The organism is Aliivibrio sp. S4MY1 (assembly GCF_028765545.1).
Taxonomy (GTDB): domain Bacteria; phylum Pseudomonadota; class Gammaproteobacteria; order Enterobacterales; family Vibrionaceae; genus Aliivibrio.
The window spans coordinates 185,296-208,714 of record NZ_JARACP010000001.1 but is presented as its reverse complement, the minus strand read 5'-3'; the positions used below and the strand labels follow the sequence as shown (position 1 = coordinate 208,714).

Annotated in this window: 22 protein-coding genes; 7 read left to right on the top strand and 15 right to left on the bottom strand. The window is 40.7% G+C overall.

What is annotated here, in order from left to right; genetic code table 11:
* Nucleotides 1-103: 103 nt before the first annotated feature.
* Nucleotides 104-1,144 carry a phosphoribosylformylglycinamidine cyclo-ligase gene (purM, locus tag PVK71_RS01050; RefSeq protein WP_274417380.1) on the top strand — a complete coding sequence of 347 codons (1,041 nt, stop codon included), beginning with the start codon at nt 104-106 and terminating at the stop codon, nt 1,142-1,144.
* A 137-nt stretch (nt 1,145-1,281) separates the two neighbouring features.
* Nucleotides 1,282-1,920 carry a phosphoribosylglycinamide formyltransferase gene (gene purN / locus PVK71_RS01045; RefSeq protein WP_274417382.1) on the top strand — a complete coding sequence of 213 codons (639 nt, stop codon included), beginning with the start codon at nt 1,282-1,284 and terminating at the stop codon, nt 1,918-1,920.
* A 51-nt stretch (nt 1,921-1,971) separates the two neighbouring features.
* Here purN and PVK71_RS01040 read toward each other — a convergent pair whose 3' ends face one another.
* Together PVK71_RS01040 and lpcA are read right to left on the bottom strand one after the other, a co-directional pair.
* Nucleotides 1,972-2,799 carry a class II glutamine amidotransferase gene (locus PVK71_RS01040; RefSeq protein ID WP_274417383.1) on the bottom strand — a complete coding sequence of 276 codons (828 nt, stop codon included), beginning with the start codon at nt 2,797-2,799 and terminating at the stop codon, nt 1,972-1,974.
* A 73-nt stretch (nt 2,800-2,872) separates the two neighbouring features.
* A complete protein-coding gene (lpcA, locus tag PVK71_RS01035) occupies nt 2,873-3,454 on the bottom strand; it encodes a D-sedoheptulose 7-phosphate isomerase (protein WP_045102705.1) in 582 nt (193 codons plus the stop codon).
* 353 nt (nt 3,455-3,807) lie between these two features.
* On the opposite strand from lpcA, the gene fadE reads away from it, so the two are divergent.
* A complete protein-coding gene (gene fadE, locus PVK71_RS01030; protein ID WP_274417384.1) occupies nt 3,808-6,255 on the top strand; it encodes an acyl-CoA dehydrogenase FadE in 2,448 nt (815 codons plus the stop codon).
* Between the two features lie 73 nt (nt 6,256-6,328).
* On the opposite strand, the gene PVK71_RS01025 is transcribed toward fadE, so the two are convergent.
* From PVK71_RS01025 to dnaQ, 3 genes are all read right to left on the bottom strand, one after another.
* Entirely contained in the window at nt 6,329-6,520 is a 192-nt protein-coding gene (locus tag PVK71_RS01025; RefSeq protein ID WP_274417385.1) for a hypothetical protein, read from the bottom strand.
* A 192-nt stretch (nt 6,521-6,712) separates the two neighbouring features.
* Complete coding sequence (locus tag PVK71_RS01020) at nt 6,713-7,975, bottom strand: TIGR03503 family protein (RefSeq protein ID WP_274417386.1); 1,263 nt, start codon at nt 7,973-7,975, stop codon at nt 6,713-6,715.
* A 9-nt stretch (nt 7,976-7,984) separates the two neighbouring features.
* Nucleotides 7,985-8,713: a DNA polymerase III subunit epsilon gene (gene dnaQ / locus PVK71_RS01015; protein WP_274417387.1), complete on the bottom strand. Its 729-nt coding sequence runs from the start codon at nt 8,711-8,713 to the stop codon at nt 7,985-7,987.
* Nucleotides 8,714-8,750: 37 nt separating this feature from the next.
* Between dnaQ and rnhA the strand changes: the two genes are divergently transcribed.
* Nucleotides 8,751-9,224 (top strand): ribonuclease HI, encoded by a 474-nt coding sequence (gene rnhA / locus PVK71_RS01010; RefSeq protein WP_274417389.1) that lies wholly within the window; start codon nt 8,751-8,753, stop codon nt 9,222-9,224.
* Here rnhA and PVK71_RS01005 read toward each other — a convergent pair.
* On the bottom strand, nt 9,221-9,961 hold the full coding sequence (locus PVK71_RS01005; RefSeq protein ID WP_207215640.1) for a methyltransferase domain-containing protein: 741 nt from the start codon (nt 9,959-9,961) through the stop codon (nt 9,221-9,223). The genes rnhA and PVK71_RS01005 overlap by 4 nt on opposite strands.
* Nucleotides 9,962-10,012: 51 nt before the next feature.
* On the opposite strand from PVK71_RS01005, the gene gloB reads away from it, so the two are divergent.
* From gloB to PVK71_RS00990, 3 genes are all read left to right on the top strand, one after another.
* Nucleotides 10,013-10,771: a hydroxyacylglutathione hydrolase gene (gene gloB / locus PVK71_RS01000; protein WP_274417390.1), complete on the top strand. Its 759-nt coding sequence runs from the start codon at nt 10,013-10,015 to the stop codon at nt 10,769-10,771.
* Nucleotides 10,772-10,882: 111 nt separating this feature from the next.
* Complete coding sequence (locus PVK71_RS00995) at nt 10,883-12,448, top strand: LysM peptidoglycan-binding domain-containing protein (protein ID WP_274417391.1); 1,566 nt, start codon at nt 10,883-10,885, stop codon at nt 12,446-12,448.
* Nucleotides 12,445-13,137 carry a YIP1 family protein gene (locus tag PVK71_RS00990; protein ID WP_130047693.1) on the top strand — a complete coding sequence of 231 codons (693 nt, stop codon included), beginning with the start codon at nt 12,445-12,447 and terminating at the stop codon, nt 13,135-13,137. The genes PVK71_RS00995 and PVK71_RS00990 overlap by 4 nt, the downstream gene beginning before the upstream one ends.
* On the opposite strand, the gene PVK71_RS00985 is transcribed toward PVK71_RS00990, so the two are convergent.
* The 9 genes from PVK71_RS00985 to lpxA form a co-directional block, all read right to left on the bottom strand.
* Nucleotides 13,118-13,984 carry an endonuclease/exonuclease/phosphatase family protein gene (locus PVK71_RS00985; protein ID WP_443111697.1) on the bottom strand — a complete coding sequence of 289 codons (867 nt, stop codon included), beginning with the start codon at nt 13,982-13,984 and terminating at the stop codon, nt 13,118-13,120. The two genes, PVK71_RS00990 and PVK71_RS00985, sit on opposite strands and share 20 nt — an antisense overlap.
* An 86-nt stretch (nt 13,985-14,070) precedes the next feature.
* Nucleotides 14,071-14,409 carry a nitrogen regulatory protein P-II gene (gene glnB, locus PVK71_RS00980; protein WP_060991646.1) on the bottom strand — a complete coding sequence of 113 codons (339 nt, stop codon included), beginning with the start codon at nt 14,407-14,409 and terminating at the stop codon, nt 14,071-14,073.
* Between the two features lie 90 nt (nt 14,410-14,499).
* A complete protein-coding gene (locus PVK71_RS00975; RefSeq protein WP_274417394.1) occupies nt 14,500-14,811 on the bottom strand; it encodes a c-type cytochrome in 312 nt (103 codons plus the stop codon).
* A gap of 51 nt (nt 14,812-14,862) precedes the next feature.
* Nucleotides 14,863-16,212, bottom strand: coding sequence for a tRNA lysidine(34) synthetase TilS (gene tilS, locus PVK71_RS00970; RefSeq protein ID WP_274417395.1), 1,350 nt, complete (start codon nt 16,210-16,212; stop codon nt 14,863-14,865).
* Between the two features lie 73 nt (nt 16,213-16,285).
* Nucleotides 16,286-17,245 (bottom strand): acetyl-CoA carboxylase carboxyl transferase subunit alpha, encoded by a 960-nt coding sequence (gene accA, locus PVK71_RS00965; protein ID WP_130085985.1) that lies wholly within the window; start codon nt 17,243-17,245, stop codon nt 16,286-16,288.
* Between the two features lie 51 nt (nt 17,246-17,296).
* The gene (dnaE, locus tag PVK71_RS00960; RefSeq protein WP_274417396.1) at nt 17,297-20,776 is read right to left on the bottom strand and encodes a DNA polymerase III subunit alpha; all 3,480 of its coding nucleotides are present in this window, start codon (nt 20,774-20,776) and stop codon (nt 17,297-17,299) included.
* Nucleotides 20,776-21,399, bottom strand: a complete 624-nt coding sequence (gene rnhB, locus PVK71_RS00955; RefSeq protein ID WP_274417397.1) for a ribonuclease HII — start codon at nt 21,397-21,399, stop codon at nt 20,776-20,778. The genes dnaE and rnhB overlap by 1 nt, the downstream gene beginning before the upstream one ends.
* Nucleotides 21,400-21,403: 4 nt before the next feature.
* The gene (gene lpxB, locus PVK71_RS00950) at nt 21,404-22,555 is read right to left on the bottom strand and encodes a lipid-A-disaccharide synthase (RefSeq protein ID WP_274417398.1); all 1,152 of its coding nucleotides are present in this window, start codon (nt 22,553-22,555) and stop codon (nt 21,404-21,406) included.
* A gap of 73 nt (nt 22,556-22,628) precedes the next feature.
* Complete coding sequence (gene lpxA, locus PVK71_RS00945) at nt 22,629-23,417, bottom strand: acyl-ACP--UDP-N-acetylglucosamine O-acyltransferase (protein ID WP_130044047.1); 789 nt, start codon at nt 23,415-23,417, stop codon at nt 22,629-22,631.
* Between the last annotated feature and the right edge of the window lie 2 nt (nt 23,418-23,419).

Below are 23,419 nucleotides of genomic sequence, written 5' to 3'. Positions count from 1 at the left end.
ACAAAATTTATGCAATTTTCCTTACGCAAACGTTTCCCTTTTTACATTGTGCTGTTAGAATGGCGCGGATTTTTGAAATCCAACCTATGGCGAGGACACCTCCGTGAGCGACAACAAAACTTCTCTTAGCTACAAAGATGCTGGCGTAGACATTGATGCTGGTAATGCACTTGTTGATCGAATTAAAGGCGTAGTGAAACGCACTCGTCGCCCAGAAGTAATGGGCGGCATTGGTGGTTTTGGTGCGTTATGTGAACTTCCGACTAAATACAAGCAACCTCTTCTTGTTTCTGGTACTGACGGTGTTGGTACTAAGTTGCGTTTAGCATTAGATTTAAACAAGCACGATACTATCGGTATCGACTTAGTTGCTATGTGTGTTAATGACCTGATTGTTCAAGGTGCAGAACCACTGTTCTTCCTTGATTATTATGCAACAGGTAAACTTGATATTGATGTAGCAGCTGAAGTAGTCACCGGTATCGGTGAAGGCTGTATTCAAGCAGGTTGTGCATTAATCGGTGGCGAAACCGCTGAAATGCCAGGCATGTATGAAGGCGAAGATTACGATGTTGCTGGATTCTGTGTTGGTGTTGTTGAAAAAGAAGACGTTATCGACGGCACGAAAGTAGCGGCTGGTGATGCTCTAATCGCAGTAGGATCAAGCGGTCCACACTCAAATGGTTACTCATTAATTCGTAAGATCCTTGAGGTATCAAATGCCGATCTTAACGAAGAACTGAATGGTAAAACTATTGCCGCTCATCTAATCGAACCAACAAAAATCTACATTAAATCAGCACTAAAAATGATTGCTGAGTATGATATTCATGCCATCTCTCATATTACAGGTGGTGGTTTCTGGGAGAATATCCCACGCGTACTTCCAAAAGGAACAAAAGCCGTTGTTAATGGCAACAGCTGGGAATGGCCTGCAATCTTCAACTGGCTACAAGAAAAAGGGAACGTTGATACTTACGAAATGTACCGTACCTTTAACTGTGGTGTTGGACTGGTTATCGCGCTTCCAAAAGATCAAGCAGAACAAGCTGTAGCTCTACTGAATGCTGAAGGCGAAAATGCTTGGATAATTGGTGAAGTTGCCGCAGCAGAACAAGGCGAAGAGCAAGTAGAGATCCGCTAATCGATTTCAACAAACTTTGAACTCGTTCATAAAGAAAAAATAAAAGGTGATCAATTATTCGATCACCTTTTTTATATCTGCCATTTGTGCTCGAATGGTTATCATTACTTAGTATTAAACAAAATAAGATAATTATAATGAAAAATATTGTTGTATTAGTCTCAGGAAGTGGCAGCAACCTACAAGCCTTTATTGATGCTTGTGGTAATAAAATTCCAAATGCCCGTATTGCTGCGGTCATTTCAAATAAAAGTGACGCTTATGGATTACAGCGAGCACTAAATACAGGGATTAATGCTCACTCATTAAGTGCAAAAGGATACGAGAATCGCGAGCAGTACGATCAAGCCCTAGCGACTCTTATCGATCTTCATAAACCTGATGTGATTATTCTTGCTGGTTTTATGCGTATTTTAAGTGAAGATTTTGTCCTTCGCTACCAAGGAAAAATGCTTAATATCCACCCTTCACTGTTACCAAAATACACAGGGCTACACACTCATCAACGCGCAATTGATGCTGGTGATAAAGAACATGGCACCAGTGTTCATTTTGTTACTCCTGAGTTAGATGGGGGTCCCGTGATCCTTCAAGCAAAGGTGCCTATTTTTGATAATGATACCGCAGAAGAGGTTGCATCACGCGTGCAAGCTCAAGAGCATGTAATCTACCCAATGGTAGCTAAGTGGTTAGTTGAAGAACGATTGATAATGCAAGATGGTAAAGCTATTTTGGATGGGAGCGTATTGGGACCGTCAGGATTAGAGACGGAATAATATAAAAATGCCCATCGATATTATCTATCAATGGTATTTTTTATATAAAGTTTACGCATTAATTGAGCATTCCGATGGTGGTGGCGCCATTTCTGGTACCGTATCGTGATTGCCTTCAATCAATTCTCCAAAATGAAACAACGCGTACTCGCCAACTTTCATTTTATGCCACTCTTCATTATCTGTTAATGGGCGAGTTACAACGACAGAAACCACATCATTTGGGGTCGTTTCTTTATGAAAATCAATTGTGACATCTTCATCAATCAAGGACGCTTGGCCAAAAGGTGCACGTCTTGTGATCCAATGTAAGTTATTCGAGCAATAAGTCATTAAATACTCACCGTCGCTCAAAAGCATATTAAATACGCCTAATCCTCGAAGGTGGTCGCAGCACTCAGAGACAAACTCAAACATTAGCATCATATCTTGCGGCGGCTCTGGGTATTTATCCTCTAACTGATTTAATAACCAGCAAAAAGCACGCTCACTGTCTGTTTCACCCACAGGTCGAAAACGTCCTGTCGACAACTCATCAAACCCAGTCAACTGACCATTATGAGCAAACGTCCAATACTTCCCCCATAACTCTCGCGTAAAAGGGTGTGTATTTTCTAGGTTAACGTCACCGCGATTTGCTTGTCGAATATGACTGATAACCGCTTTACTTTTGATAGGGTAATCTTGAACAAGTTTCGCTATCTTTGAATGGCAGCTTGGTTTTGGGTCTTTAAATGTGCGAAATCCTTTCCCTTCATAAAAAGTAATTCCCCAACCGTCGCGATGCGGTCCGGTATTGCCACCACGCTGAACTAAACCTTTAAAACTAAAACAAATATCGGTTGGTACGTTTGCACTCATTCCGAGTAATTCACACATATTTGCGCTACTCCTTTATTCGCAATCAAGCCAACATCAAACAGTTATAAGCTCGACATTGGCTTTCGATGAATTATTTTTCCATTTCTTTTTCAATTAATTGAATCACGATATGGATAATTTTAATGTGGATTTCTTGGATACGATCCGCATAGCCAAAATGAGGAACGCGAATTTCCACATCAGCTAAACCGGCCATTTTCCCGCCATCTTTGCCAGTAAGCGCAATGGTTTTCATGCCTTTTTCTTTAGCCGCTTCGATGGCTTTTAAGATATTACCTGAATTGCCTGACGTCGATAAACCAAATAAAACATCGCCTTTAGAGCCTACAGCTTGAGTGTAGCGAGAAAAAACATGGTCATAACCAAAATCATTACTCACACACGATAAATGGCTTGGATCTGAAATCGCAATCCCTGGGTAACCTGGGCGATTTTCACGGTAACGCCCTGTTAACTCTTCAGCAAAATGCATTGCATCACAGTGAGAGCCACCGTTACCACAAGACAATACTTTACCGCCTTGTTTAAATGAATCGGCAATGGTTTTGGCAGCTAACTCAATTTGAGCAAGGTTTTTATCATCAGCTAAAAAGTCATTCAGTACTTGAGCGGCTTCTGTTAATTCAGAACGGATCAGATCTTGATAAGACATAGGATACTCTCTTTTATTATGTTCCCTAATTTGGGGTTGTTCTCAGTGTACCTATCCCACGAAATCTTTAAAAGAGATCCTCCCTATATTTCTTCTACTCGCCTATAAATTCCTCCCTATTTCTCTAAAAAAATTAGATCTCAAGCAGTGAAAAAAACAGATTGTTTATTAATTACTCAAGCTGGATCACTTTTTGACCATTATTGTTATTTACTTTTTATTAACATTGGCACTACACTTACCTTAACTGGTTAGACCTCTTATCAGATAACACTCTAACAATAACATTGCGACCGAGTATCGCAATCACCTCTGTTCCTACAAACAGAGCAGCGCCGGAAAAGGAGAATCACATGGCCCTGACACTATTAGCAACTGTAATTGCACTTGCTGCATTAAGTTACCATCGACAATCTTTGCGAACTGCAACCTTAGTAACCGCAGGGATCCTTGCCGTCAGTTCTGGGCTAGGTTACGCCGGCCCTATTACATGGGCTGTTTTCTTAGCTATTTCGGTACCATTAAATATTCCTTCAGTAAGGCAATCCCTCTTCAGTAATAAAGCATTGGCTATGTTTAAAGGCGTAATGCCTGAAATGTCACAAACGGAAAAAGACGCGATTGAAGCGGGAACCGTTTGGTGGGAAGCTGAGCTATTTAAAGGTAACCCTGATTGGAAATTTCTACATAATATTCCCAAAAATACCTTATCAGCTGAAGAACAAGCCTTTATGGATGGCCCTGTAACTGAAGTGTGTCGCATGGTAAACGACTATGAAATAACACATGAACTTGCCGACTTGCCACCTGAAGTTTGGCAGTATCTGAAAGACCATAAGTTCTTCGCCATGATCATTAAGAAAAAATACGGCGGTTTAGAGTTTTCTGCGTATGCGCAATCGTGCGTATTACAAAAACTGACCAGCGTTTCTGGTGTACTTTCTATTACCGTTGGTGTGCCTAACTCATTAGGGCCAGGTGAGCTACTGCAACACTATGGTACAGAAGATCAGAAAAACCATTACTTACCTCGCTTGGCTGAAGGTAAAGAGATCCCATGTTTTGCGTTAACAAGTCCTGAAGCGGGCTCTGATGCGGGATCTATTCCTGATTTTGGCATCGTAACCAAAGGAATGTGGGAAGGCAAAGAAGTTGTCGGCATGCGCATTACTTGGAATAAGCGTTACATCACCCTTGCGCCTGTAGCTACGGTATTAGGCCTAGCATTTAAGCTTCAAGATCCTGATGGTTTATTAGGGAATAAAAAGAACCTTGGTATTACCTGTGCGCTTATCCCTACCAATTTAGAAGGCGTGAAGATTGGTCGTCGTCATTTCCCTCTTAATGTGCCATTCCAAAATGGTCCAACCCAAGGTAATGATCTGTTTGTTCCATTGGATTACATTATCGGTGGTGAAAAAATGGCAGGACATGGTTGGCGTATGCTGGTGGAATGCTTGTCAGTTGGCCGCGGTATTACGCTACCATCAAACGCAACAGGTGGTGCAAAAACAGCAGCCCTTGCAACAGGTGCTTATGCGCGAATTCGTCGTCAGTTCAAACTACCGATTGGTAAAATGGAAGGGATTGAAGAGCCATTGGCACGTATGGCGGGTAACGCTTACATGATGGATGCTGCAAGTAACCTAACGGTAGCTGGTATCGTTCAAGGTGAAAAACCATCGGTTATCTCTGCAATTGTAAAATACCACTGTACTCATCGTGCGCAACGTATTGCCATTGATGGAATGGACATTGCTGGCGGTAAAGGGATTTGTTTAGGTAACTCAAACTTCTTGGCTCGAGGTTACCAGGGATCTCCAATTGCAATTACGGTTGAAGGTGCAAATATTCTGACTCGTTCAATGATCATTTATGGTCAGGGCGCGATTCGCTGTCACCCTTACGTACTAGAAGAAATGGGTGCGGCTTATTTAGAAGATAAACAAGCTTCTCTTGAAAAATTTGATGCGGCCGTATTTGGCCATATTGGTTTTGGTATCAGCAACTTTGTTCGCTCACTGTGGTTTGGTTTAACTGATGGTCGTGGTTCTAAAGCCCCATTTAGTGATGAAACAAAGCGTTATTATCAACAAGTAAACCGCTACAGTACTAACCTTGCCTTACTGTCAGATATTTCAATGGCTGTACTAGGTGGTAGTTTAAAACGTCGTGAGCGTATGTCTGCTCGTCTCGGTGATGTATTGAGTCAACTTTATTTAACGACATCAACATTAAAACGCTTTGATGATGAAGGTCGTCAAAAAGAAGATTTAGCGTTAGTACATTGGAGTGTTCAAGATTCACTACACCAAGCAGAGCAAGCAATTGATGGGCTGCTGTCTAACTTCCCTAATCGATTTGTTGCAGGTGCAATGCGTTTTATCCTATTACCAACTGGGTTACGTCGTCAGCGTCCAAGTGACAAACTAGACCATAAACTGGCTCGTATTCTTCAAGAACCATCAGGTGCACGTAGCCGAATTGGTCGTGGGTTATTCTTGGAAGCAAGCCGATTTAATCCAGTAGGAAAAATGGAAGAAGCATTAATTGATATCTTAACTGCTGAGCCCATTTATGACCGAGTATGTAAAGAATCAAAACAACGCCTACCATTTATGCAGTTAGACCGTGTTGCTAAAGTCGGTTTAGAATTAAACATTATCTCGGACAAAGAGGCGCTTTTACTACGTAAAGCTGAGAAAAGTCGTTTAGCAACAATTAGTGTTGAAGACTTTGATCCAAGCGAACTTATTGTAAAACCTCAAACGAATGAATTTGAGCACAGCAAAATAGCGTAATAGATTAATCTTAATAGATAGTAAAAGGCCAGAGTCACTACTCTGGCCTTTTTATTTTAACACTATTTTAATTTTAAGCTGTAAGTGAACTATTCAAGTTAACAACTAACTTTAAGTAAATAATCTCTTCAATGGATAAATAATCAACGCTGTTATTATCAACACCTAGCAGGCCACAACCAATTAAATGACTCAGTGTCACTTTATTATTTTTTATTAATTGATCTTTAAAAGCCGCTTCTAACGTTACCTTATACTTATCCAAAATAGTTCCCCTATCAATAATTGAGCGAATTATATTCAATTGAAATATAAATTACAAATATTATAAAAAAGCAAATGCAATATGATTCCATGGGACACACATCAAACTTAGAGTGTAACATCATAAAGAATCAATAAAAAAGCCGCATTTCTGCGGCCTTATATTGATTTAGCTTATATTTAATACTGCAACTTAAACCTTAGGAGGTGGTGGCATCGACAATTTTTCTGACTTAGGCGCTGCCGCTTTTTTCTCTTTAATTGATTTTATTTTTTTCCAACCCAAAATACCGCCAAAAATAAGAACAATGATAAGTAAATTACCAACTCCAATATAAATCCAAAACCACTTACGCGCCTCGGCACGATCTTCTTCTAGCTTTTTCTGTTCTTCAATCTTACGCTGAGCAGCTTCTTCTTTCAGCCTTGCTTCATACGCTGCTTTTAAATCGATAGGCTCAGTAACGCCATAGTTGTGTTTACCAAGATAAAACTGAAGCGGACGAGAAGTCGCAAGATCGGTGGCATACACCCATCCTGACCACGTATTTTTGCCAGGAAGATAACTATTAGGTAAATCGAAATACAGTTTACTCTCCTCTTTTTCAGCTTGAGATTGAGTAATCGTTACCACTTTATTTGGGTCGATTTGCTCAATATGAGCCGCAAGTGAACCGCTCTTAATAACGCCACCTTCGGTATCAACACTCATAGAGTGAGAAAGGCTTTGATTACGTGCTTGGGTAAAACTCGCCCGAATCGGCGCAGGGTAAACTAATACGTCTTGCTCTACTGTACGTAGAAATACACCATTGCGAGATTGAATTCGAACCCAGTATTTTCCAGGTTTAACATTAATAGGCAGATTTACCGTAAATACGCCATCTGCTGCGACTTCATCAAGATCTTGTCCATCATCTTCAAAAGTCCCTAGAACTTCAGCTAGTGGCCGTGCTTCTTTCACCAATTCTTTTTCATTAGCAAGGTAAGGAGTAAACGTCACATTGAGTTTGATACGATTTAAAAAATCTCGTAATACTAATGGCTTACCATCTTGTAATAATCTGGCTGTAAACTTCAAACTTTCTGATTGATATAGCTTTTTAGGTAACGAATCTACATTCAAAGTAAGGTTAGATAATATCTTAACTTTATTTTTAGGTGTGATCTTACCTATCGCCTGCCAAGGCCCCGGCATTGGATTTTCGATAGAGATAATATCCATGCCATTTTCTTCATACCAAGCCACATGCTCTGGGTGTTCCCATGCGTAGTATTTAGTGCCATCAGGACGAACGAGCGTTACGGCTTGTGATGCTTTTTCTCTATAAACTAAAAAAGAGACTTGCTTTATGGTTGGATCAACACGAAAACGGTTATCCAGCCACGACATTTCAGTACTCTTTGCCCAAGAAAACATTGGGAAAAACAGTACAATGATCAATAACCGCCACATATTACACTCCTAACTACGCCACAAACAGGCATCACCAACGATATCTAAGCGCTTTTCATGCGCTTCTATTTCATCGGCCGTAGCACGCAAAACCTTTAATCCTTTTCTTCCTGAATTCAATCTTTTAATGCTTTCTTCTGAGGAATCGGATTGATTACCAGCATTAAAACTCAAGCTTGTTTGTCCACCCGTCATTAATAAGTAAACATCAGCTAGAATTTCGGCATCGAGTAAAGCGCCGTGAAGCGTACGATGTGAGTTATCAATTCCATAGCGTTCACAAAGAATATCGAGGTTATTACGCTTACCTGGGAAGATTTTCTTCGCCATGGCCAAGGTATCGGTAATCTTACAATACTGATCCGTAGTACCGATAAGCTTGTTTAATTTACTGAATTCATAATCCATGAAGCCAACATCAAAGGGGGCGTTATGAGCAACCAGCTCCGCACCTTTTATGAAGGCTAAAAATTCATCATGAATATCTTTATATTCTGGTTTGTCATACAAAAACTCATCAGTAATACCATGAACATCAATTGCCTCAAGATCAATTAATCGATCAGGCTTAATGTATACATGAAAGTGATTACCGGTTAATTTTCGATTGATGATCTCGACGGCACCAATCTCAACAATACGGTGACCTTCATAAACTGGGCCACCGGAAAAATTCATACCTGTGGTTTCTGTATCGAGAACAATAATTCGATTCGGGGAATTGTCGCTAGTATTCATAGGCTCATTTGTGTCAGACTATTTCTAAATTCTTCTAATGATAACAGAGATAATGAAGCAGGTTGAAATTTTCACAGATGGTTCTTGTTTAGGTAACCCAGGTCCAGGTGGATACGGTATTGTAATGCGCTATAAAGGGACCGAAAAAACCTTTTCTGAAGGGTTTAATCAAACCACAAATAACCGTATGGAGATGTTAGCAGCGGTTATTGCTTTACGTACCCTTAAAGAGTCTTGTTCTGTGGTATTAACAACCGATAGCCAATATGTGCGCCAAGGGATCACACAATGGATTCATGGTTGGAAAAAACGTGGATGGAAAAAAGCGGATAAGAAACCGGTTGTTAATGCAGACCTTTGGAAGCAATTAGATGCAGAAGCAGAACGCCACACTATAGATTGGCGCTGGGTTAAGGGTCACGCTGGTCATCGTGAAAATGAAATGTGTGATGAACTAGCGAGAACAGCAGCAGAAAACCCGACTAAAGATGATGCGGGTTATCCTGGCTAATCTGACTTAACTTTACTCTGATGTGTTTGAGCGACTGAAATAGGAGCCAATTTCGGCTTCTTTTTCCAAGCAGATTTAATCGGTCGCAATGGATAGGTACGCTTTCTAGCTACGATAAAATAGATACCACTGATTGGTTTAACAGAATCCCCGCCTAAATTTTCAAACCAAGTCCATATTGTGCGATAGCGAGTTAAAGGCGCTAATGCAAAACAGTCACTGTAGACTACTTCAAAATTTAACACACTAAGCCAATCTTTGATTCGATGTGGTGTAAACATTCGCCCACTCCACGGTAAGTTATTTTTCCGCCATGGGAATAAGCTAGCAAGCCCTATCGCACTCATTGGGTTAAACCCAGTTAAAATAACATAGCCATCATTAATTAATACCCGATCAACCTCTCTCAATAATTGATGAGGATCTGATGAATAATCAAGCTGATGAGCAAGCACGCAAGCATCAATACTTTTTTCTAAAAAAGGAAGTTGAGGTAAATCAGACGTAATATTTCGTAATGAATTTTTGTTATCTAGGTTTACTTGGTGTTTAATATTACAAAAGCGACTCTCGAGTTCAGCACTCAAACCACCAATTTTAAGCATATGATAGCCAAACAGTTTCGGACACCATTCATCAAGACGTGACTGAATCAACTCACTTATCCATGTACCGTGAGGAATATCTGACCATGAATGTGGTTTCTCAATTTTTTTATCAAGCAGTGCTGGCTTAATCAATATCGTTACCTATAACTATTTTATGACATCGAATTTGGAGAACGGTTAATGCTAACTATCAAAAGCATACCTGCATTTAATGATAATTACATTTGGTTAATTCACAACAATGATAATCACTGTGTTGTAGTTGACCCAGGTGATGCAGCCCCTGTTTTAGAAGTAATCAACGCTGATGGCTTTATTTTAGATGCTATTTTAATTACTCACCACCATCATGACCACATTGGTGGTGTATCTGAACTTGTCCGACAATTTCCAAGCGTTAATGTTGTTGGCCCTGAAAATGAACCGATTCCGACGTTAACACACCCAGTTAGCGACGGTGACTTTGTTGAAATATTTGATGAAAAGTTCATGGTACTTGGCGTTGAAGGCCACACCAAAGGGCATATAGCTTATGTCGGTGATGAAAAACTATTTTGTGGTGATACCTTATTCTCTGCTGGCTGCGGACGATTATTTGAAGGAACCGCAGAGCAAATGTTTAATTCACTACAAAAATTAGCTGCCCTACCCGATGAAACTGAAGTGTATTGTGCTCATGAATACACTGCATCAAACTTAGCTTTTGCCCTTGCTGTTGAGCCAGATAATGATTACCTACAGCAATACAGAGAAAAAGTATTGCGACTTAGAGCTCATGGTAAGTCGACACTTCCATCAACACTTCAACGTGAGAAGCTAATCAATCCCTTCTTAAGAACCAATGAGCCTGCGGTTAAACACGCCGTAGCAAACAAGGTTAACGACAATACAGAAGTTGAGACCTTTGCCGCATTAAGAAGATGGAAAGATGAGTTTTAAGTAGGAAACTTGTTTGAAGTGTGGTTGCAACGTATTATCCGTCTCCAAATAAAAAATATGAATGCCAATCTCGTCAAAGAGGTTGGCGCAACACACTGAAGGCAATACACAATGAAATTTAAACTCCACTGGATTGGATTGGCATTACTTGCAGGCTGTCAAACTGTACCCTCACCTGAAGAAAATCAAACTGACAACACCTCAGGAACTTCATCATCGATAGTTGCGCCTTCAAAACCAGATACTACACCAGTAAAAACAACACCAGTTGAGAAGCAGGCACCAACACCACAAGAACAAGAAGATGTTTGGCAACGCATTGCTATGCAATTAGATATGCCTATTCCAAAGCATGAATCGATTGATTATTACCGTAATTGGTACATCAAGCACCCAAGTCATTTGCGTACCGTTGCAAAGCGCGCGAAGCCCTTCTTGTATATGATCACCGTTGAAATTGAAAAACGTGACTTACCTATGGAGCTTGTTTTGCTTCCTGTTGTTGAAAGTTCGTTTGACCCATTTGCGTATTCTCACGGCAGTGCGGCCGGTTTATGGCAATTTGTACCCGGAACTGCCGATCGCTTTAAGCTAGAGCGTAATTGGTGGTATGACGGTCGTCGTGATGTACCAGCAGCCACAAACGCTGCTTTAGACTATATGGAATATTTTGACAGTCGCTTTGATGGTAACTGGCAGCAATCTATCGCGTCATACAATAGTGGTGCAGGCCGCGTATCAAGAGCCATTAAGAAAAATAAAAGATTAGGTAAACCAACCGATTTCTTCTCATTAGATTTACCAAAAGAGACCAGTGGCTATGTGCCAAAACTACTAGCATTAGCAGATATCATTAAAAACCATGAGAAATATGGCGTAGAGCTACCACCTATTCCAAACAAACCTGTTTTAGAAATGGTTGATCCTAAACAACAACTAGATCTTGCTATTGCAGCAGAATTTGCCGGTATTTCAATTACTGAATTGCAAGGTTATAACCCGGCTTATAACCAATGGGCAACTTCTCCAGATGGTCCATACCACCTATTGTTACCTATCGAAAATGTAGCGCAATTTAATGCTAACCTAAAGAAAAATGGCGGTAAAACCATGAAAATTGTACGCTATAAAGTACAACCTGGTGATACGATTAGTCAGCTTGCAGTAAAACACAACACAACCACAAAAATCATAGAGCAAACCAATGATTTAAATGGTTCTAGTATTCGTGTTGGGCAACACTTACTTATTCCAACCGCTTCTCAAGGTAATAAAACGTATGCATTAAGTGCACCTCAGCGCTTAAAGAAAACACAAGCAAAAGCCAAAGGTAAATATAAACTAAGTCATAAAGTAAAAGACGGTGAAAGTTTATGGAGCATTGCGCGTGATAACTCAATCTCATACCGTGATTTAGCAAAATGGAATGGCATGGCACCAAAAGATTCATTACGCGTAGGTCAGAACTTAGTGATTTGGAAAAACAGCTCTGATGGCGCAATCATCCGAACTGTACATTATCAAATCAGACAAGGGGATAACCTAAGCTCTATCGCACAGAAATTCAGTGTCTCTGTGACAGATATTATGAAATGGAATAACATCGAACGTGGCTCTTACATTAAGCCAGGTCAAAAATTAAAACTTTACGTTGATGTTACTAAGGTAAACGTATGACACCGTCTTCAAATCCATTGATCTTATTGGTCGATATATTCCGCTCACCTGCTGACTGTTTTGCCGCGCTATACGAGCGTGGCAAATGGGCATGGCTGCCTTATATTTTATTGGTCTTCGCACCATTCATGTTTTGGGGAACCTATTTCGATTTAGTGAATTTCGAATGGGTAACCACTAACTTAACCGCCCAAATAGAAAGTATTGGTGGGCAAGTTCAACCTGAATGGTTAACTAAAGAGATATTACTTGCCGGCGAAGTGATTAACGATGTTATGGGCCGAACTGCGACTATTCTACTATTAGCATTGTGGTTCAAACTGGCAACAAAACAGAGCCAATATCAGCACGGTTACTTCAAATGGGTAGCAGGCAGCACCATTGTGATGTTCCCTGCATTAATTGGTGATATTGCAAGTTACGCTAGCCTATTACTTAACCACGCGAATATCATGCCTTACGCTGCCGATTTAAACAGCTTAAATGGCTTAATGAAATTACCAATGACAGATCATTGGTCTGCTTATGCGAGTTCTTTCCCGCTACTAATGCCTTGGTATATTGCGTTAAGCTATGCCGCTTTAGGTGCATGGACAGACTTAGAGCGCTCAAAGGCGCTCATCATTGCAATTCTACCTTGGGTTAGTTGCTTTACGTTGTGGGGCTTTGTTACGGCGTTTTCAGGCTAAAACTTACCTGTAAGGGATTATGATCAGAAGCGTTACTCTTTATTGAGTACGCTTCTTTTACTTTTAACCCACGATAAAAAATATGGTCTAACGGTAAGCCTGTAATAAAACGCATTCTTTCATCTGGTGTAAAGATCACTTCTTTTAAATTCAATAATTCGGTTTGCTGGGTTAGTTCGCTTAACCTTGCATCACTCCAAGAGTTAAAATCACCTGCAACAATCAAAGGACCTTGATACCCTTCAACCTCCTTAGAGAGCGACTCTATTTGATTTTTATAGTCTTCAGTACCCAACGTGAAGTTAATCGCATGAAGATTAACAACCATTAAGTTTTTACCATTCGAGAGTTTATATTCAGACAGCAGCGCCGATTTAGGCAAGCGAAGCCAAGGCTCTATTGCGGTATGCGCACACACTTTGGTTGCCGGCGATTTTGCTAACGTTAATACACCTGCGCTAGTATCAAACACATCAAAGGCACGCACTAATTCTGCTGAGTACGATCTATCAATCACAAATTGCTTTAGTTCGGGGGTTAGACTGGCTTCTTGCAACAACACTAAATCTGATGATTCAGACAATGCCTTTAATGCTTTTTCCCAATCCACTTTCTGTTGCTTATAAATATTCCACACCAATACATTCAATTGACCATTACGGTCAATCGGTGCAGAAACATCAAACTGAGCACAACCGGATTTATATTGAGGAGCGACTTGCTCTGGTGCTGAGGAGATCTCAATAAATTCAGGATCTGTAGGTACAGTGAAAATAAATGCCTTTGCCGTCAACGTTAAACCAACAGCAATCGCAGCACATGATAATAAGCGGGTTTTCATTTTCATAAACAAAAAAAGGAGTGAATCATCACTCCTTCCTTAAATAGTAATAATGCTAACTAGATTAGCAGATACTCATGTTTATGTGGGTATTAAATTGCGTCTTCGTCTTCTTCACCTGTACGGATACGAATAACTCGACTCACATCTGTGATAAAGATTTTACCATCACCAATTTTACCCGTTTGCGCCGTTTCAATAATCGCATCAACACACTGATCAACCACGTCATCAGTAACTACGATTTCTAATTTCACTTTAGGTAAAAAATCAACCATATATTCAGCGCCACGGTACAACTCTGTATGACCTTTTTGACGACCAAAACCTTTAACTTCAGAGACAGTCATACCTGTAATTCCGACATCAGCAAGGCTTTCACGCACATCATCAAGTTTAAATGGCTTAATAATGGCTTCGATCTTTTTCATATTAGTCCCTTAACATTCATAAATAGTATCTGCCCATTATCGTTGAGCCAAAGCGAACATACAACCTAGGAATCACATTACTTATTTAGATTACTTCATTGCCGAATAATAGGCGGCTAAATTTGCCATATCAGTGTCACTTAATATCGCTGCCATCGGTTGCATTACTGCTGAATTACCGCCACTGCGTTGCTTATTCTTATACGCTTTCAATGAAGATTCAATATATTGAGCATTTTGACCTTTCAGGTTTGGATAACCTGGAATAACCGCAATACCATCAGCGCCATGACAAGAAGCACATATCGCCGATTTTGCTTTTCCTGCTGCCGCATCCCCTGCTGCTAGTGTTGGTGCTGATGCAAATAAAGCGACAAGCGCCAATCCAATCATTTTTTTCATTCCATTGCTCCTTATTATTTTTGGTTATTTTGCCAAGTTAGTCATCAATGTCTATTCAAATTCAGTTTTATGCCAGTGTAGCTCACATTCTTCGCCTGAAAATTTTTGACAAACAAATAGGCCCGCAACAGCAGCCAGTTCATCATTATAAAAAACCATCGGCATTCGAGTTCTTTGCCAACTGGGTACTTCATACTCTTGATATAATTTTTTCATTTTTCGACTGTGCTGACGAGCTTCAGGATGAGGCGTTAAACCTACCACATTAAAACGTACTTCAACTTTCTCGTTTTCTGAAGGTGCTCTTAATAACAAACCCTCTTGATTTGAAGAGGTAATGGTAGCGGCTTTATCCTCTGCCGCTACTGGTAACAATGTCAGTTTCCCAAGGGCGTCTGGTAATAGTAACTTATCCTTTAGCTCACTCCTCCACCCAGACAGTTCTTCATAATGAGGCAAACAATATAAATAACCTTGAGAGCGTCTAAGTTGAACAGAACCAAGCGCTAATGTAGGGTTCGCATCTTCTTTTGCTTGTGCCACTTCGTTCCATAGCACACCAAGTTGTACTTGGCTTGGCAAAGGAATAGCAAACTGCTTTAACCATAATCTTAATAACATATTACGAGCTAATGGTGATTCATGGATCAATCGTAAAATAGAAATACCTTGATACGCATTTTGAAACTCTACCAGCTTTGGGGAAAGTAATTCATTTAGCAGACTTTCTTGCTCGGCACACAACTGAGCACTACGAGATACCGCTGAAGTAAAACTTGGCCAACGTTGGACTAAATTAGGCACAACATCATGACGTAAAAAATTACGGTCGAACCGCGTATCGTTATTACTTTCATCTTCAACCCATTCAAGTTGGTTTTCTTGTGCGTACTGCTCAATCTCAGTTCGAGAAACAGAAAGTAATGGCCGACACTTATAACCTTGAGATAAAGGCGTGATTGATGGCATAGAGGATAATCCAGCCGGTCCACTGCCTCTTTTTAGTGCCAAAAAAAAGGTTTCGGCTTGGTCATCTTGATGTTGACCCGTAAGTAATAAGCTATTGGCCTGCATATGCTTATCTAATGCTTTATAGCGTGCTTTTCTTGCTACCTCTTCCAAACTATCTTGAGCACTAACAACAAGCTGCACTCGCTCAATATACAATGGGATTGATAACGAATCACAATGCGCTTGGCATACGGCTTCCCAATCAAATGCATGCTGACTTAAACCATGATTAACATGAACGGCAATGCACTCTAATTGCTTATCTTTAGCATAAATAGATGCCAACCGAAGAAGCACCATAGAATCAATACCACCACTTAAGGCAACAACAAGAAGTGGTGTAGCGACAGGATAAGAAGCTAATTGAGATGAGAATTGAGAATAAAGCATAAACAGTATATCCAGATAATAAAAAAGCGAGCACTCAGGCTCGCTTTCACTTTACTCTATCTGACAAAAATTATCAGCAGTAACCGTAACTCATTAAGCGTTGGTAACGACGATCAAGCAATGCCTCTTCATCAAAACCTTCAAGCTCATTCAATTGTTCAATCAAACGAGCCTTAATATTTGCAGCGGTCGTTTTATGATCTCGGTGCGCACCACCTAGTGGCTCATCGATAATCGTATCAATCAACTCTAGCTCTTTTAGACGAGGAGCGACAAGGCCCATCGCTTCAGCAGCTTGTGGCGCTTTATCTGAATCACGCCATAAGATTGAAGCACAACCTTCTGGAGAAATTACAGAGTAAGTAGAATACTGGAGCATGTTCACATAATCACCTACACCAATGGCTAGTGCACCGCCTGAACCACCTTCACCAACCACGTTACAAATAACTGGAACGCTTAGCTCAGACATGATTTTTAAGTTCATTGCAATCGCTTCAGATTGGCCACGCTCTTCCGCGCCAACACCTGGATAAGCACCAGCGGTATCGATGAACGTAATGATAGGCATTTTAAAGCGCTCTGCCATTTGCATTAATCGTTTTGCTTTACGGTAGCCTTCTGGTTTTGGCATACCGAAATTGCGTATTACCTTTTCTTTTGTGCCACGGCCTTTTTGATGACCAATAACCATCACTGGGCGGCCATCTAAACGAGCAATACCACCGACAAGCGCTTTATCATCAGCAAAAGCACGATCACCAGCTAATTCGTCAAACTCGGTAAACATATGTTCGATGTAATCTAATACATATGGGCGCTCTGGGTGACGAGCAAGTTGAGCAACTTCCCATGCACCTAGGTCACTAAATGTTTTCTTTTTAAGCTCTAAACATTTATCTTCTAATTGCTTAATTTCTTTTTCTAGATCAAGCGTATTATCTCCACCACGACGAGAAATATCACGCAGCGCTTCAATCTTAGCTTCTAGTTCTGCAATTGGTTTTTCAAATTCAAGAAAATTTAGGCTCATTAAAGAATCCTTGTTAGTTCTAGGCTACTCAAATTAGTAGCCTTATTTATTCTAGTTAAATTCAAGCTCGACTTGCTGTTCGCCAAGCAACGATTTCAAATCATCCATCAGTTGGTCTGTCGGCGTCACTCGCCATTCTGTTCCTAAGACCAACTTAACACGAGCATCCGCTCGCTGATAATATACATTTACCGGAACAGTCCCTGCCCGGTTCGGCTCTAGTATTTGACTAAAGCGTTCAAAAAATTGGTTGTTAATTTGCGCATCGGTAACAGAAACGGATAGCCCACGAGCGTATTTTTCTCGTGCATCTCCCAATGACATCACTTCACGGGCTGACATTTTAAGCCCACCATTGAAATCATCAAAGCTGACCTGTCCCGAAACGAGCACTATTTTATCAGTTTCTAGTAAATCAGCGTATCGATCAAGCGCATCTGAGAACAACATCACTTCCATTCGGCCAGATCTGTCATCTAATGTCATCAAACCAATACGATTACCTCGTTTAGTGGTCATTACTCTAGCAGCAATAACTAAACCTGCAACTGTTACTGTTTGATCGCGTCTCGTAACGTGAGCATCATTCAATCGCCAAGTAGTATATCGAGACAACTCTTTAATATAGGCATTCACAGGGTGTCCAGTTAAATAAAGACCTAATGTTTCACGCTCTCCCTCAAGCCATACTTTTTCAGGCCACCTTGGTACATGAATATACGCTTGCTCTACTTCTTCTGGCGCTTGAGTTAACACCCCGAACATATCCGATTGACCAAAAGCTTCAGCTTGATGATGCTGGCCTGCCGCTTTCATGGCATCCTCTAATGAAGCCATTAATGCTGCACGATGCGGTCCAAGTCGATCTAATGCGCCTGAGCGGATCAATTTTTCTACAACACGCTTATTGGTTTTCTTTGTATCAATGCGAGCACAAAAATCGAATAAATCACGGAAATGCCCGCCTTTATTTCGTGCTTCAATGATATTTTCAATTGGGCCTTCACCAACGCCTTTGATTGCACCAATACCATAAACGATGGCACCATCTTCATCGACATTGAAACGATATAAACCCGCATTCACATCTGGTGGCAATACTTTCAACTTCATACGGAAACATTCATCAACCAAGCCGATGACTTTTTCCGTATTATCCATATCAGCCGTCATTACTGCAGCCATAAATTCCGCTGGATAATGCGTTTTTAACCATAAGGTTTGATAAGAAACGAGTGCATAAGCCGCAGAGTGAGATTTGTTAAAGCCATAACCTGCAAACTTCTCTACCAAGTCGAAGATTTTCATCGACAACTCGCCATCAACGCCATTTGCAATTGCACCTTCTTTAAAGGTACCACGTTGCTTTGCCATCTCTTCTGGCTTTTTCTTACCCATTGCACGACGAAGCATATCCGCGCCACCTAGCGTATAGCCCGCTAAGATCTGTGCAATCTGCATTACTTGCTCTTGATACAAGATAATGCCGTAAGTTGGCTCTAACGTTTCTTTTAACGACTCGTGCTGCCACGTTGCATCCGGATATGAAACCTCTTCTCGACCATGCTTACGGTCAATAAAGTTATCTACCATGCCTGATTGCAATGGCCCCGGACGGAATAGTGCCACCAATGCGATAATATCTTCAAAACAGTCTGGTTGTAGACGTTTGATAAGATCTTTCATACCACGGGATTCTAGTTGGAATACCGCGGTCGTTTCCGAGTTTTGTAATACATTAAATGACGCCTGATCATCCAAAGGAATCGATTCGATTCGAATTGGATCTTTTCCTTCTTTTGCTAGCTTTGGGTTAACTAGGCCTAGCGCCCAGTCAATAATGGTCAACGTTCTTAAACCCAAGAAGTCAAACTTAACTAATCCAGCGGTTTCAACGTCATTTTTATCAAATTGCGTTACAGGGAAATTACCATCTGCATCACAATATAATGGTGCAAAATCTGTAATCGTCGTTGGTGAAATAACAACGCCACCCGCATGCTTACCTGCATTTCGTGTACACCCTTCAAGGATACGACACATATCGATCAGCGCTTTAACTTCCTCATCCGCCTCATAGAGTTCGGGCAGTTGTGGTTCAGCATCAAACGCTTTGGCTAGCGTCATTCCTGGATCTGGCGGTACTAACTTAGAAATACGGTCAACAAAACCATAAGGATGTCCAAGTACTCGACCTACATCTCGAATTACCGCTTTAGCAGCCATAGTACCAAAAGTGATGATCTGAGATACCGCATCACGGCCATACATTTCCGCTACGTGATCAATAACTTGATCACGTTTATCCATACAGAAATCGATATCAAAATCGGGCATGGATACACGTTCAGGGTTTAAGAAACGTTCGAACAGTAAGTCGTATTCAAGAGGATCAAGATCGGTAATGTCTAAAGCATAAGCAACCAAAGAACCCGCACCTGAGCCACGACCGGGACCAACTGGAATATCGTTATCTTTTGACCACTGGATAAATTCCATTACGATCAAGAAGTAACCCGGGAATCCCATTTGGTTAATAACATCAAGCTCTATCTGTAGACGTTCATCATATTCAGGTCGACGCTCTAAACGCACTTTCTCATCAGGAAATAAAAAGGCCAAACGTCTTTCTAAACCTTCTTGAGATTTCTTAACGAGGAAATCTTCAATCTTCATCCCTTCTGTTGGGAAGTTAGGCAGAAAGTATTCACCCAGACGTACCGTTACGTTACAGCGCTTTGCTATTTCAACGCTGTTTTCTAGTGCTTCTGGTATGTCAGAAAAGAGTTCACACATCTCTTCTTCTGATCGCAGGTATTGTTGTTCACTGTAGAGTTTTGGGCGGCGAGGATCTTCTAAAGTAAAACCATCATGAATTGCCACGCGTATTTCATGCGCATCAAAGTCATCGGCTTTAATAAAACGAACATCATTGGTGGCAACAACTGGTAGGCCTTCATTTTCGGCTAACTCAACAGCGAAGTGCAAGTAACTCTCTTCGTCAGGTCGGCCTGTTCGCGTTAACTCTAAATAGTAATGTTCTGAAAAGTGTTCTTGATAAAACGCGACACAGTCACGAGCGAGATCTTTATTGCCCTTTAATAAGGCTTTTCCAATATCACCGCTTTTACCACCAGAGAGAAGTATTAAGCCTTCTTTATGCTCGATTAACCACTCTTTATCTATTACCGGTGTATGCTGAACATGTCCGCGTAAATACGCTTTTGAGATCAATAATGTTAGGTTTTTATACCCTTCATTATTTTTAGCTAAGATGGTTAAATTAAACAGTTCCTTACCAAGCTCTGGTGACTGAACTTTAAAATCGGCCCCAATAATAGGTTTAACACCAGCACCATGTGCAGCAAAATAATACTTAACTAAGCCACATAAATTGGTGAAATCTGTTAATGCCATTGCTGGCATTCCTAGCTCAGCCACTTTTTTCACTAATGGGGGTACTTTTGAAAGTCCATCCACTAATGAGAAATCACTGTGTACTCTAAGGTGTACGAATTTAGGTTCAGACATTATTCAATTCCTAACACACGCTTAACGGGTTTAAAGCTGCGGCGATGTTCAGCAATCACACCATGCTCTTCAATCGCGGCAAAGTGTGCTTTAGTTGGATAACCTTTGTGCTTGGCAAATCCATATTGAGGGAATTCTTTATCTAGCTCTTCCATCTCTCTGTCACGAGTTACTTTTGCAATAATAGATGCAGCACTGATTTCTTGAACCCGTAAATCACCTTTAACAACCGCTAAACCTGCCATTGGTAAATCAGGGACTTTATTGCCATCAATTAAGGCAAAATCAGGCGTTATCTTCAACCCAGCAATAGCCCTTTGCATCGCAACCATTGTCGCTTGCAGAATATTCAACTCATCAATTTCATGTGCCTCACAACGGCCTAGTGACCATGCTAAGGCTTTTTCTTGAATTTCAGGAAACAGTAGTTCTCGTTTTTTATCTGTCAGTTTCTTTGAATCTGTTAACCCTTCTATCGGATTATTTGGATCTAAAATTACAGCCGCAGTAACAACAGCACCAACTAATGGCCCACGCCCGACTTCATCAACACCGGCAAATAACTGGTATCCTTCAGGGTATTCAAATAGTGGTAATTCTTTTGAGTCTGTTTTTTTTGTCATGAGGTTATTCTGTAATTTCTTTATTAATTAAACGTAAAACAGCATTAGCTGCCTGTTTATCCGCATCTTTTTGAATCCACTGATGCATCTCGGTAAACTTTTCAATCAGTTCATGATTATCACCGCTTAATACTTTTTCCATTGCCGGATAAAGAAAATCAGGGTGACACTCTTCTTGAATAAACTCCTGAACTAACTCTTTACCTGCGAGTACATTCGGTAATGACACAAACTCTGTAATCGATAGTTTTTGAGCGATCCAACCAGTCAGTTTATTTACTTGATAGCCAACCACCATTGGGCGTTTAACGAGCATGCATTCAAGAGCAACCGTACCAGAAGCAAGCAATACGGCATCAGCTGCAGTCATTACGTTACGAGCGGTATCTTGAATAATAGTAAATTCTAATTCTGGCGCTGTTTCTTTCCAAATTGTCTCAAATTGCTCACGGCGTTTTTCATTTACCGCTGCCACAACAAATCCCATTTTAGGGTGTTGTTTATGAATACGCTGGCAGGTTTCAATAAATGGTTTGGCAATTAATGCGACTTCACCACCTCGGCTCCCCGGCAAAACTGCAAGCCATTGGCGATCTTGCTCTAGCCCAAGAAGATCTCTTGCCGCTATTTTGTCATTGTGCATTGGAATGGCATCAGCAAGGGTATGACCAATAAATTCACAAGCCACATTGTATTTATCATAGAATGCTTTTTCAAATGGCAGAAAAGCCAACACTAAGTCCGTTGCCGCATCAATTTTAAAAATACGCTTTGGACGCCACGCCCATACCGATGGACTAACGTAATGAACTGTTTTAATTCCGTTGTCTTTTAGCGTTTTTTCAAGACGAAGGTTAAAATCAGGGGCATCAATACCAATAAATACATCGGGTGGATTTTGAGTAAAGTAGCGCACTAACTCTGCTTTTACTTTCAATAGACGAAGTAAACGGCCAAGCACTTCAACCAATCCCATTACGGCTAACTCTTCCATATCAAATAAAGAATTACAGCCTTGAGCTATCATTTTTGGTCCGCCGATCCCAACAAACTCAGCATCTGGGTATTGTGCTTTAATTGACTTAATAAAGCCTTCGCCTAGCGTATCACCTGAAAGCTCACCAGCGACAATACCGATTCGTAATGGTTTGGTCATTTTTGCTCCAAAATAAAAAAGGCCTACATTGATAGGCCTTTATAATATGCTTATATTTTTCTAAACGCCGTGATTAACGAATAATACCGCGCGTTGATTTCTCAAACAAATCTAAGAAGCCTTGAAGCACTGGAAATGCTTCAATTTCTTTGTTTATTTCTACTTTCGCTTCTTCAAGCGTATTACCATTACGGTAAAGGGCTTTATAAGCTCGGCGAATAGCGTGAATTTCTGGCTTCTCAAAACCACGACGCTTTAGGCCTTCGATATTAATACCAAACGGCTTACAATGGTTACCTTGTGCCATAACAAATGGAGGTACATCTTGAACAACAACAGAAGCACCGCCAATAAAGCTATGAGCACCAACAGTACAGAACTGATGAACTGGAGATAGCGCAGAAACAATCGCGTAATCTTCAATTGTTACATGACCAGCTAATGTCGCATTGTTGCCCATGATGATGTTGTCACCAACAATACAGTCATGCGCAATATGAACATTTACGCAAAGTAGGTTATCGCTACCAATTGTTGTTACACCACGATCTTGAACCGTACCACGATGAATTTGAACACTTTCACGGATAACGTTACGATCACCAATGACAACCGTTGTTGGTTCGCCACTGTATTTTTTATCTTGGCTTTCTTCACCAATAATTGCAAAAGCAAAAATTCGGTTTTCTTTGCCTATTGTTGTATCGCCTTTGATAACAACATGAGACATCACTTCTGTGCCTTCACCAATCGTTACATTGCCTGAAATGTAAGTAAATGGGCCAATAGATACATTAGCTTCAATCGTTACATTACCTTCAATAACGGCTGATGGATGAATGTTAGCGCTTTCATGAATCATAA

Coding starts and splice junctions, on each gene's coding strand:
- purN (WP_274417382.1), top strand. CDS start 1,282: ATGAAAAATATTGTTGTATTAGTCTCAGGAAGTGGCAGCAACCTACAA.
- PVK71_RS01040 (WP_274417383.1), bottom strand. CDS start 2,799: ATGTGTGAATTACTCGGAATGAGTGCAAACGTACCAACCGATATTTGT.
- lpcA (WP_045102705.1), bottom strand. CDS start 3,454: ATGTCTTATCAAGATCTGATCCGTTCTGAATTAACAGAAGCCGCTCAA.
- fadE (WP_274417384.1), top strand. CDS start 3,808: ATGGCCCTGACACTATTAGCAACTGTAATTGCACTTGCTGCATTAAGT.
- PVK71_RS01020 (WP_274417386.1), bottom strand. CDS start 7,975: ATGTGGCGGTTATTGATCATTGTACTGTTTTTCCCAATGTTTTCTTGG.
- dnaQ (WP_274417387.1), bottom strand. CDS start 8,713: ATGAATACTAGCGACAATTCCCCGAATCGAATTATTGTTCTCGATACA.
- rnhA (WP_274417389.1), top strand. CDS start 8,751: ATGATAACAGAGATAATGAAGCAGGTTGAAATTTTCACAGATGGTTCT.
- gloB (WP_274417390.1), top strand. CDS start 10,013: ATGCTAACTATCAAAAGCATACCTGCATTTAATGATAATTACATTTGG.
- PVK71_RS00995 (WP_274417391.1), top strand. CDS start 10,883: ATGAAATTTAAACTCCACTGGATTGGATTGGCATTACTTGCAGGCTGT.
- PVK71_RS00990 (WP_130047693.1), top strand. CDS start 12,445: ATGACACCGTCTTCAAATCCATTGATCTTATTGGTCGATATATTCCGC.
- PVK71_RS00985 (WP_443111697.1), bottom strand. CDS start 13,984: ATGAAAATGAAAACCCGCTTATTATCATGTGCTGCGATTGCTGTTGGT.
- glnB (WP_060991646.1), bottom strand. CDS start 14,409: ATGAAAAAGATCGAAGCCATTATTAAGCCATTTAAACTTGATGATGTG.
- PVK71_RS00975 (WP_274417394.1), bottom strand. CDS start 14,811: ATGAAAAAAATGATTGGATTGGCGCTTGTCGCTTTATTTGCATCAGCA.
- tilS (WP_274417395.1), bottom strand. CDS start 16,212: ATGCTTTATTCTCAATTCTCATCTCAATTAGCTTCTTATCCTGTCGCT.
- accA (WP_130085985.1), bottom strand. CDS start 17,245: ATGAGCCTAAATTTTCTTGAATTTGAAAAACCAATTGCAGAACTAGAA.
- dnaE (WP_274417396.1), bottom strand. CDS start 20,776: ATGTCTGAACCTAAATTCGTACACCTTAGAGTACACAGTGATTTCTCA.
- rnhB (WP_274417397.1), bottom strand. CDS start 21,399: ATGACAAAAAAAACAGACTCAAAAGAATTACCACTATTTGAATACCCT.
- lpxB (WP_274417398.1), bottom strand. CDS start 22,555: ATGACCAAACCATTACGAATCGGTATTGTCGCTGGTGAGCTTTCAGGT.
- lpxA (WP_130044047.1), bottom strand. CDS start 23,417: ATGATTCATGAAAGCGCTAACATTCATCCATCAGCCGTTATTGAAGGT.